The organism is Streptomyces sp. NPDC048192, assembly GCF_043202415.1.
GTDB lineage: Bacteria > Actinomycetota > Actinomycetes > Streptomycetales > Streptomycetaceae > Streptomyces.
On the sequence record NZ_JBIDAL010000013.1, the window covers coordinates 256,144 to 267,370 of the forward strand.

General features: G+C 67.2%; 5 protein-coding genes. 1 reads left to right on the forward strand and 4 read right to left on the reverse strand.

Going from position 1 to position 11,227, the window contains the following annotated elements; all coding sequences use genetic code 11:
* Positions 1-276 precede the first annotated feature (276 nt).
* Both ACGFZN_RS27915 and ACGFZN_RS27920 read right to left on the reverse strand, forming a co-directional pair.
* The gene (locus tag ACGFZN_RS27915; protein WP_393861244.1) at positions 277-480 is read right to left on the reverse strand and encodes a DUF397 domain-containing protein; all 204 of its coding nucleotides are present in this window, start codon (positions 478-480) and stop codon (positions 277-279) included.
* Positions 477-1,307 (reverse strand): helix-turn-helix domain-containing protein, encoded by an 831-nt coding sequence (locus tag ACGFZN_RS27920; protein ID WP_393861245.1) that lies wholly within the window; start codon positions 1,305-1,307, stop codon positions 477-479. The genes ACGFZN_RS27915 and ACGFZN_RS27920 overlap by 4 nt, the downstream gene beginning before the upstream one ends.
* 206 nt (positions 1,308-1,513) lie before the next feature.
* Here ACGFZN_RS27920 and ACGFZN_RS27925 point away from each other — a divergent pair, with 206 nt between their 5' ends.
* Positions 1,514-2,035, forward strand: coding sequence for an ATP-binding protein (locus ACGFZN_RS27925; protein WP_393861246.1), 522 nt, complete (start codon positions 1,514-1,516; stop codon positions 2,033-2,035).
* On the opposite strand, the gene pglX is transcribed toward ACGFZN_RS27925, so the two are convergent.
* Positions 2,025-5,645, reverse strand: a complete 3,621-nt coding sequence (gene pglX, locus ACGFZN_RS27930) for a BREX-2 system adenine-specific DNA-methyltransferase PglX (RefSeq protein ID WP_393861247.1) — start codon at positions 5,643-5,645, stop codon at positions 2,025-2,027. The two genes, ACGFZN_RS27925 and pglX, sit on opposite strands and share 11 nt — an antisense overlap.
* Positions 5,642-10,315: a BREX system serine/threonine kinase PglW gene (gene pglW, locus ACGFZN_RS27935; protein WP_393861258.1), complete on the reverse strand. Its 4,674-nt coding sequence runs from the start codon at positions 10,313-10,315 to the stop codon at positions 5,642-5,644. The genes pglX and pglW overlap by 4 nt, the downstream gene beginning before the upstream one ends.
* Positions 10,316-11,227 lie beyond the last annotated feature (912 nt).

The window sequence follows — 11,227 nt, forward strand, 5'->3', positions numbered from 1 at the left end:
GCGCTCCAAGGGCCGGTATGCATCCGCTTCGTTGAGACCTCGTTACGCAAGTGGCGGTGTGGTGCGGGCCCGGTTCACCACCATGCCGATCGCCCTCCTGGGAAGGCGACCGCCGTCGCGAACCGAGCGCGCCCGGGGCGGACGTTGACGGCCTCGCCAGCCTAGGCCGGCGCGGGCATCCGGCGAGCAAGGCGCCAGGGCTGCTGAAGGTGTTGCGGGAGCGGACATGCGCAGGTCCCTCGGCAAGCACACCGCCTGCCGAGGGCCCTTCCGCTGTCAGAGTGCCGCGAACGCGACGAACGCGGTCCAGGTTGTGGTTTCCACGGCGAGTGAGGCACGGGTCGTGTCCTTGGAGTCGCGGACGTGGACCCTGGTGGGGGTGGCGGCCACTTCGACACACTGACCGCCCTCAGCACCGCTGTAACTGCTCTTGACCCAAACAAGCGCAGGCGCGGGACCGCGCTTTGCTTCAGCGTTCATCTCTCTCCCAACAGCTTCTCGATGAAGGCCAGGGACTCACTCGGGGTGAGGGCCTGCGCTCGGATGATCCCATAGCGCGCGGACAGGGCATGGACCCAATCTCGCTCCGTGACCAGTGTGCTCCGGCCTTGAGCCTCCATATAACCGACCTGTTGCCCCTGCCTTGGCATCAGCAAGGTGAACGCGCCATCCACACCAGCATTGTCCTCGCGGTCGAGCGGCATCACCTGAAGCTCGACGTTCCGCTTCTGGCCGAGCAAAAGCATCTGCTCAAGCTGTCCGCGCCATACCTGCTCACCGCCGAGTGGCCGCCGTACAACCGGCTCCTCCATGACGAAGCTCAGCAACGGGGCGGGCCACCTGTCGAAGATCTCCTGTCGTGCGAGCCGCGCAGCAACTCGCTGCTCGATGGTCGCCTCGTCCAGCAGTGGTCGCCGCATCCCCAACAGAGCCCGCGTGTACTCCTCTGTCTGCAAGAGGCCGTTGACCATGTGGGTGTCGTATACGTGAAGCTCGACCGCCTCGGCCTCCAGCCTGGCCGCATCGCGAAAGAACGCCGGATACTGAGCCCGAGCCACCTCCTCCTTGCTCGCGCTCAACACTCCACCAGCCCCGAGCGCTTCATCCGCTTGGTCGATGAACCTCGACGGCGGAATACGTCTCCCTTGCTCGAACGACGCGATCGTCGAAGCCGAGTATCCGGTCAGCGACCCGAACCTCGCACGGTCCATCCCCGCCCGCTCCCGGAACAGCTTCAACTGCCGTCCGAACAAGCACAGAATGCCCGCCCCAACCTCGTACTCCGGCTGCTGAACCTCGTCGTCCACGCCGTAGCTCCTCCCGTACGCCCCTCGCAGTCACCGGCCTCCGCCCGCCCAACGTGCAGCCCAGGAACCGGTCACGCCGCGCGTCACAGACAAGCGCGTCATCTGTGCGTACAGCCCACACCCGTCAGCGCGTCACTCCTGGTCAACGTTACGTAGAGTCCGCGACCGTTGACGGCATGAAGTCAGCAACTCCCCCGAACGGGCATATGCCACAGCACTCTGCACCCGAACGCGAGTTCACCATGCGCTTCACCTCAACGCCGCGCGGCGCCCGTCTCGCCCGCCGACTCGTCTCGCACCGCCTGAACGACTGGGGCCACCCCTACACGACGCCGGTCAACGAGACGCTCACCCTCATCACGGCCGAACTCAGCGCCAACGCCGTACGCCACGGCCACGTCCCCGGCCGCGACTTCCACGTCCAACTCACTTTGGTTGAGGACACCTTCCGCATCGAGGTGACCGACACCCGTGCCGAGAAGCAGCCCTCGCCCACTCCCGCGTCACCGGACCCTCTGTCGGAGTCCGGCCGCGGGCTGCTCCTGGTGGCCGCCCTTGCGGACGACTGGGGCGTCACCCCGCGCCCGGCCGCCCCCGGCAAGACCCTATGGGCGCAGTTACGCGTACCCACCGGCCGCCACGCACACGCCTACCCCGGAGCCTCTGATCTGGCCGACTCGGCGTCGGTGCAAGGGCACAACGCCGAGTCGGTGCCGGCTACTTCTTGACTGCTGCGCGACGGCCTCGGGTCGCGGCCGGGGGACGCCAGGAGCGCAGGTCCTCGTCGGTGAGGCCGTGCTCGCCCTGCTTCTGCTGGCGGTACCCGGCGAAGAAGTCCGCCGGGGAGCCGCTGTAAAGCATGTCGAACTCGTTGTGCCACTGGTACAGCCACGGCTGCAGTTCCAGCAGGCCGGCGAGGAATGGCGTGATCTCCTCGGTGGACAGCGCGTTGTTGGTGAAGTACGTCGCCAACGCCTGCGCCTGCTCCTTCTGGTCCCAGCCGGCCCACCCGTACAGCTCGGGAGTCGCGGCGTTGGTCTGCCCGTAGGAGATGAACCGCTCCTTGGGCACGTCGAGCTTGCCGCGCGCCTTCCAGTAGGAGGGGCGTAGGAAGTCGGCCGAGGTGTACTTCGGCGGCACGGGGATGGAGTCCCGGATCTTCCGCTTGGCCTGCTCATCGGGCGCGGCGTCCTCCTTGCGCTGGAGGTCCCAGACCTCTTCCCAGTCGGCGCGCTTCTTCAGGCCGGAGGGCTTGTAGCGCAAGGCTGCGAGAAACGGCACGTGCTCGTCAGTGATCAGTTCGGCGACGACCTTAGGCAGGTCCTTTCGGGGCGCGTAGAGCTTGGCGACAGAGACGAAGTCGTCGTCGCGCGAGAGCGCGTCGGTGAGGCGGGCCAGGGTGAGGATGGTCGGCTGACCGTTCTCGTCGAACCAGAGGTCGCGGATCTCCATACGGTCGAGCAGCCAGGAGCGCAGGGCCTTCTCCTGGAGGGCGTCCCAGCCTTCAGTGGCCCAGCGGCGCTTGTACTCGGGGCGCTCGACCATGCCAATGGCGCGGTTCGACTCGATGGCGTCGATCCGCTTCTGGACGATCTTGCGGTAGGGGGCGGGCCAGTGGGCGGGGATCTCCGTGATGGGGGTGGAGTTGTGCCGCTTGAACCACTCGTCACTGGCCTCGCCTGCGGCTACGCGGCGGGCGAGAGCGATCTCGAAGGCGCGCTCGCCGAGGGCAAGTTCAGGGATGTTGGGGTCGTCGGGATCCTCAGAGACGCGTAGGTCTTCGGAGTGGAGGTTGTAGAGGGAGTAGACCTGCCAGTCCAGCTCCTCCTGGAGAGCAATCATGCGGGCGCGGGTGGTTTTCCAGCGACTTTTTGCCTCACGAAGGGTCGCAGCTGTGAGGTGCTCGTCCATCGCGACGAGTGCAGAACTAATCGCATTAAGTTCCTGAGCAAGGGAAACGAGGACGTTAGCTAGTACGTCCGGAAACCCACCAGGCAAGGGGAAATCTTGAAGCTTCGTTCCGGTGAATTCATAAAATTGTTCCCAAAGTTCAGTCTTGATACCGGACTGATGACCTTCAGTCCCCTTATTGTGGCTAACCATTTTCAACCACAGGCAAGCCGTAGAGCTATTGAGAAGACCGAGAAGTTGCGCATAGTCATGCCCACTTGCTCCGTCTCGCAACTTAATCACCGGCGCATGCTGATTATACGTCATACCCGACACGTCAAAGCTCGCATGCATTTGTGTCGCCACATGACTGAAGGCAAGCATTTCGGGGGTATTATAGCGCTCGGCAACCCATCGATACCACGACCACCACGGAATAGAAGAGTCGAAGCGACTGCGACCCGAGAAGTCAGTAAGCCGCCCCATAATCTGCTTATACTTCCACAGGTGACGCCCCCAGAAAGCTTTTTCGTCCAGCGCCGTCAATTCCCCTGATGCTCCGTAGGGAACAAGAGCCACTGAAGCAGGAGAGCTTACCCAGTCACGAATATCATCTCCAGCAACCATTGGTCGGGTCAGGCTCTCCGGACTGCCGAATCGACGATGCCAGGAAGCTGGCAAATAAAAGGCGTCATCCACCCCCGAGAAACTCGCGAAACCGATGTCGCGAGAAAGAACACTTGACAGGCGCGCAACACTATTCTGCGCAACGATCTCATTAAGCTCAAGACCACCAGCTGTTAGAATCCACGGCTGCTTATGGAAGTAACGCTCACGCTCCAAGTCATCCACTGATACCCATGTGCTGACCGTGCCAGGGCTGTCGATTTGGTTAACAATTGCTTTCCATACCAAGCCATCTTCCGGATTCTTCGGAACCGCAGGCTCGCCCTGAGCACTTCGAACGGTGCGAATCACCGTCGCACGGCCCCTACTGCGTGGCCGACCGACGAGAATGATCGTCGGCGTGCCATGACCAGGGATATAGGCACCGGAAGTGTCGACCACTTCAGTCAATTCAACCCGATGAGCAAAATATCCTTCAATTAGCTTCGCACCAAACTCCCTTTTTACAAAAGAGTTCGCCGTGATCTGGCCAACCCAGCCATAACCTTCCCTTTCGAAACCTCCACGCTTGGCCAGCTCGAAAAATCTCTGAGCAAATGGAACGGACAATGCATACTTACCGGCACATGAATCATAGAGATCCCGGTACAGCATGTTCAGCTTCTTATCTTTAACCGTGATATACGGCGGGTTCCCTACCACTACGTGATAGCGCCCCTGCTGCAGAATCCCCGGGTGCTCGTGCACGTCCTCCGTGGCATACGCGAACGAGGCCAGCGGATCGTCCGCCCCGTGCTCATCGCCGCCCAGCGTCAGTTCCAACTGCCGAGCCTTGATGAGTGAGTCACCCACCGCCAGATGGATCGGCCACTCGTACTTGGCCGCCTCCCCCAATGTCCGCACCCCGCTGGCCGCCATGGCTGCAACCAGCAACCGGAACCGAGCAATAGCCACCGCGAACGGGTTGATGTCCACCCCGTGAACCGAGTCCAGCGCAGCCCGAACCCGCTCGTGCACGTTACGACCAGGTTGCCCCTGAGCCCACAGCCGCACCAGCCGCCGAAACGCCCCCAATACGAAGTGTCCCGACCCGCACGTAGGGTCGATCATCTTCAGTTCCTCGTACCCGAACTCCCGCACCGCCGGGTTCATCGTCCGGTCGAGAATGAACTCCTCCACGAACTCCGGCGTCTGGAGCAGCGCATAGGTCTTCCGGGCGGCCTCGCTCAAGTCCTGGTACAGGTCGCCCAGGAACCGCGTGTCCCAGCCCTCCGTGCCGTCCTCGTTCAGCGGGTCGGTGAAGTCGTGGACGAGGACGCCCGCCTCGTCGCGCTGGCGCCAGAACTCGACCAGCTCACGCGCACCGTCGTGCGAGAGCGGGATCTGGTACAGCGGGTTGTGCCGCTTGTCGAAGAGGAGCCGCCCCGCCTGGCCCTGGCCCAGCTCGTCGAACGCCTTCTCCAGCCAACCGCGGTACGTCGGGTTGTCGTCCGACTCCACGTACGCGTCGTACCGCGACTCCGCCAGCTCGCGCCGGTCACCGTCCGGCCCCGTCAGGTACGGCTCCGGGATCAGCCGGTTGTCCTCGCAGAAGCGGACGAAGACCGTGCCCAGCACCCACGCGACCGCGACCTGGGTGACCCGCTCGTCCAGCCACGAGTTCCACGTCGCCGCCGTACGCCCGAGCTTGCGCGCCTGGTCGTACTCGGCACGCAGCCGCGCGCCGACCTCACCGAGCGCCTTCACCTGCTTGCCCAGGTCGGCCTCGACCGCCTTGACCTGCTGCTTCAGGTCGTCCAACAGAGCCTTGCGGTCGATCACTTCGCGTCTCCCTCGACACTACTCGCCACAACCTGACCGGACCCGCGGTGGGCGTTGCCCACCCACGTGTCCGGAAGCTGGATCCACTCCCCCAGGCCGGCCTGGTACGGCACGGCCACCTGCCCGAGCCGGGGCTCGCGTGACGGGTCGCTCTGCGGGACCAGGAGCCACAACCCTCGCCCACCCCGCCGGGCTGCCGACGCCAGCCGGTCCAGGACGCCCATCGCGTCGTACCGGGCGAACACCCCGGCCTCCGCCAGCAGGACCGGCCCCGCACCACCGCCGCCGTTGCCCAACAGCTCGGCGATCCGGGGCTCGACCGAACCCCACGCCGTGCGGGCGTACTCCGCGAACCGCACCGCGCCCTTCGAGCCCGGCTCGGCGGCGTCCGCCTTGAGCAGGGTCTCCCAGGTCGGCTTGGCGCCCGGAGTGACCTGCCTGTGCAGGGCTTCCAGGAACAGCTCGGTCACCGACAGGGCCTGTGCGCCCAGCCGTTCGGCGCCCAGTTCCCGCACCGCGTCCCGCACGAGCTGCTGCCGTACGGTCAGCACCCGGTACCCGTCCCGGTGGGCCGAGGCGAGGAGCCGTTCCTCCGCGCGCACCGCGCCCGCGAGCTGCGGGTCGTCCGCGTACCGCGTCACCGCGCCCATGCGCGTCGACTGCCGCCACGCACCCGTCGTGAGGTAGCTGGAGGCGTCGTCCACCCGCGTGGGCAGGTAGCGCAGCGTGCCCGTGTCCTCGCGCATGCTCAACGACAGCTCGAAGCCCGCGTCGCGCAGCGCCTTGGTGAGCGGGCCGCCGGTCGGCAGTTCGTGGGTCGTGCCGCCGCGCCCGTCAGGGACGACCAGCTCGGGGAAGCGGGCGCGGACCCGCTCGTGCACGTCCTCGCCGGTCAGGCCGGGCTGCCGCCCCTCCGGAACGCCCGGGATCCAGCGGACGAGTCCGGCCTGGGTGAGGCGCAGTGCCCGGACGAGCGACAGGTCGCGCGGGTAGATCTCCAGGCGTGGGGTGGCGGCGGCGTTCACGGACGCGGCGGCGGCCAGCTCCACCATGCGCCGCTCGTCCCAGTCGACGGCACCCGGCGGGACCGTCAGCGCCCCCAGTTCGGCAAGGACGGTTGCGGCCGTCGGCAGTGTGTCCAGCCTGGCGAGCCGGTCGGCCGTCTTGCCGAGGCGGGTCGCGTAGTCGAGCAGGCCGGGTGCGGTAGGGGTGTCCGGGGCGTCGTTCTCGCGCACGTCGAGGGCGAGCAGGCCGGCGCCCAGGGACTCGTCGGTCGCCTTGCGGTTGGGCTGGTGCTGGAACTCGGCTTCCTGCGGCACCAGTTGCTCGATCTCGACCACGGCCCGTACCGCCGCCAGGGCCATCGCGCGCCGCTGCTCACGCCCGGCGAGGTGCGTGCCGCGCCGGACGGCGAGGGCGTCGGCGATCTCCACGGCGGAGGCCACGCGCCCCATGCTCACCAGCAGGTCGATGATCTCGTCTCGCAGTGCCTGGACGGCGGGCTCCGCCTTCCAGCGCTTGCGCTCCTCCTTGAGCATCTGCGGGATACGGCCGTGGCTGAGGCCGATCGCGTCGGCGACGTCCTTCTGCTTCGGCCAGACGCCGATGTCGGGCAGGACGCCGTGCTCGTCGGGCAGGCGCAGCAGCAGCCGCACCATCTCCGCTTTGTTGCGGTTGGAGCCGTTGTTGTTGACGGCCGGCACGAAGACGGTGGCGAGGGTGTCGAGGCTGACCGAGCGCAGCGTCCGGGGGGACAGCGCGCCTGCGGACTCGCCCGTCGCGAGCTGTCCGGCGAGGGCGGACTCGGCGGCGGTGAGCTGTTCCAGCTCCTCCTTCGCCTCCGCCCGGCCCTTCGGCGTGAGCGGCGAGACGGGGATCTCGCGCAGCCGCTCGCCCCACTCCCGCTGCCGCTGCTGGACCTCATTGCGGGTCTTGGCGCCGAGTCCGGGGGCGTTGACGAGCTTGCGGCGGCTGTAGTCGAGGAGTTCGCCGACCGTCGTGAGGCCCAGGCCGTAGAGGAAGGACTGGGCGGCGGGCGTGAGGCCGGAGACGGTCAGCGGGGTGTCGCGGGTGACCTCGGCGGCGAGGCGGTCGCGCTGCTGATCGGCGGTCTCCGGCTCGGCGTCCGCGATGGCCGCGGCGGCGCCCTCGGCAGATGCGGTCCCGTCGGCGGGGGCCGCTTGGCGGGTGCGGTGACTGGAGGGGACGGTCTGCGAGGCGTCGAGGAAGACCTTGCGCCAGGCGTCCCGCATCGGCTTGAGCTCAGGGAACCGCTTGCTCGCGTCGCGGTGCAGGGCCTTCTGGAAGAAGGCGACGAGCCCGTCCCGCACGGCCGGGTCGAAGGCCTCGGCCGCGATCGTCGGGTACGGCCACTCCTTCGGGTCGGTCATGCGCGGCAGGACGCTGCCGTCGCCCCACTTGGGCAGTTCGCCGGAGGCCATCTGGTGCAGGGTGACGGCCACGGCGTACCGCTCGGCGTGCGAGTCGTAGGAACCGCGCGTGATGACGTCGACGAACGGGTCGAGGTAGCCCTCGGTGCCCGCGTCGGTGTTCTTCGCCGGATAGCCGGCCAGCGAGAAGTCGATGAGGACGAGTTCGCGGGTGCGGTTCGGGCGGATGCGGACGGCGATGTTGTCCGGCTTGATGTCGCGGTGCCAGACGCCCTCGCCCTCGAGGAAGTCGACGGCGCCGAAGAGGTAGTCGCCGTACGCCTCGAGCTGGTCGACCTGGAGGCGGCCGTGTTCGCGGAGCTGGCGGGCGACGGTCTCCTCGCGGCGGCGAGGGCGGGCCGCGCCCTCGGCGCTCTGGCCGCTGTCTTCGCGCTCGTCGCCGACGTACTCCAGCGCCAGAACGGTGCGGCCGCCGATGTGCAGCGGCTCGGGCTCGACGAGACGGATGATGCGGGAGTCGGGGCGCAGACGGCCCATGACCTCGGCCTCGCGGATGAGGATTTCGCCCCGGCTGTCGGAGAGGGCGACCTTCAGCACGGCCAGCGGACGGGTCTTGCGGACCTCCGCCTCCAGGTCGCGCACGAGGAAGGCGCGGCTGGTGGAGCCGGTACCGAGACGGCGGCGGACCTCCCACCGGCCGGCTAGCAGGTCGCCGGCGACGGCCTCCAGCGGATCCTTGTCGGTCCTCGCCCCGGTCTCCTCCTCGGCCTGTGCGTCGAGAGCCGCGGCGGGGGCGGTGAGGGAGTCCTCGACGACCTCCAGCAACTCCAGGAACTCATCGACGCTGGAAAGGCGCTGCCCAGGGCGGTAGGCGGTGGCGGCCTGTACCAGCTCGTCCACGTCCTCGGACAAGCCGTCCACCAGGGAGCTGGGACGCAGGCCCTCGCCCGCCTCCAGGCGGGCCAGCAGCTCGGCCTGGCTGGCAGCCGGAGCCTTACCGGTGACCAGCAGGTAGGTGAGGACGCCGAGCCCGTAAACGTCGAGGTAGACCGGGTCGGGGTGGAGAGCGGTGAGTTCCGGCGCGAGGTAGGCGTCGGCGTCGTCACTCAGATGCATGGCGGACAGGGCGGTCGGCGCGAACCGGGTCATGCCCTGGCCCTGCGAGGAGTCGCCGCTGCGCTGCGTGGCGATCTGCCAGTCGGAGATCTGCAGCTGCGGGCTGAGCCAGGCGGCCTCCTCCCCCACCGCCTGTCCCTTCCGGCCGCGCGGCCGGGGGACGACGTGGACGGAGCGGGCGGCGAGCGCACGGTGATGGATGCGGCTGGCATGCGCGGAGCGCATCGTCTCGGCGAGCTGGCGCACCAGCGCCATCCGGCCGAGGATGTCCAGCTTCTCGCCGTACTGGACCAGGTACTCGTCCAGCTTGAGGGTGTCCGGGTGGTAGTCGAAGATCAGCGCGGGGCCTGCGGCGTGCCCGGAGGGGAAGTACTGCTTGAGCTGGACGACGCCCGGGTGCTTGAACCGGCCCAGCACCGCGGCCTCGCGCCGGGCGGCGTTCTCGACGGACTGGCGGATGGATGCGTCGGAACCGCGCTCACTGAGGTAGATGCGCACGCGCGCGGCCTCGGGCAGGTCGCTGTGGCGCGCCAGGTAGTCCGCCCAAGTGGGCCCGGAGTCGAAGGACTTACGCTCCAGCTCGTACGGGCCGACCTTGTACTGCGCGTCGCTCTTGCGGATGCCGATGCTCTTCAGGGCCGCCGCGATCTCGCGCGAGCCGATCGCGGTGATGCGGCGCCGCTCGTCGGACGGGGGCTGCTTCAGCATGTCGACCAGCTCGTCGACGGTGTACACGCCGTTCTGGTCGTGGGCGGGCAGCCGTACGCGGAGGCTGTTGTCGGTGAAGCAGACGGCCTCGGCGACCCAGACCCGCTTGGCGCCGGTCTGGGCGAGCAGGCCGGCCAGCTCCTTGGCCTTGCGGTTGACCAGGTGCAGCGGGTTGCCGTGCGTGCGGCGGTGGCCACTGGGCGTGGTCTGTACCCAGGTGCCGTTCTCGGAGGTGACCGAGCCGTGCCAGTCCTTGAGCTCGATCATGCAGAGGCCGCCGGGGGCGACGACCAGCAGGTCGACCTCGCGGACGTGGCCTGTGTTCGCGGTGAAGGTGAAGTTCGACCAGGCGCGCCAGGGGTCGGAGTCCGGCAGCTTCTGACGGATCGCCTCCAGGCCGCGGCGTTCGTGCTCGAACTCGGACTCGGTGACCGTGACCCACCGGCCTTCCCGCATGCCTGTCCCCACTCGTCGTTTCCTTCGAGAGCCGCCGTTCCCCATGGTCAGACCCTCGATGCAGATCTTAGTGGTTGCCAGTGACATGAGAAGAGGCGGTGAAGGACGGGACTATAGGACATTCGACCCACGGTGTGGAAATGCCAGCTTTCGGCGTTGTGAGACTGTTTGACCTTTTCGCCGTGTATGTCAGGCAATGAATGTCACCCGGACGCAGGTAGGTACTCGACCTTCACATAGCCGCCGCACTCGGCGTGGATGCCCAGGGCGGCACTGGCCGGGCGCCACGAAGGACGACGCGGCGGTTCGCCAACGATCAGGATGCGCCTGACACAGTGATTGTCATACCGTCCTACTAAGCTCCTGGGCATGGGACTTGGGGATCTCACGCGGGCCGGCGTGCTGGCCGCGGTCGAGGAGTGTCAACACCTCGGACGTGAAACGTTTCTCCGTCGGTACGGCTTCGGCCGAGCGACGACATATGAGCTGGTCCTGGACGGAAACCACTATGATTCCAAGGCCATCGCGGGCGTAGCGCACCTGTACTCAGTCGGCAACCTGCTGTCGGCCGACGACTTCAGTGGCGGCGCGCGCACAGTGGCACATCGCCTGCGTGCGCTCGACTTCACCGTGACGGACGGGACCCCCCTTGCAGACGCGCCGGAGCAGGTGGCGCCGCAGTTGGTCCTCCAACCCCGCGGCGGGGTCCGGGACCGCGGCCGACAGAACTTCGCCAAGTCGATACGACGAGGCATTCCCGTTGCAGACATCAGGGATGCACTAGTGTGCTGCGCCAGAAATCACGAGGGTTAGTTGATACCTTCTTTCCGTGGCGCATCGAGGTCCTGCTGCTGTGGAGATCGTTCTTTCCGAGGACGAGCGTGTCGAACTTGTGCGCCGGGCGGGGCTGCC

Bases quoted from the DNA above. Each gene is read 5' to 3' on its own strand.
- ACGFZN_RS27915 (WP_393861244.1), bottom strand. From the start codon at position 480: ATGAACGCTGAAGCAAAGCGCGGTCCCGCGCCTGCGCTTGTTTGGGTC.
- ACGFZN_RS27925 (WP_393861246.1), top strand. From the start codon at position 1,514: ATGCCACAGCACTCTGCACCCGAACGCGAGTTCACCATGCGCTTCACC.
- pglW (WP_393861258.1), bottom strand. From the start codon at position 10,315: ATGCGGGAAGGCCGGTGGGTCACGGTCACCGAGTCCGAGTTCGAGCAC.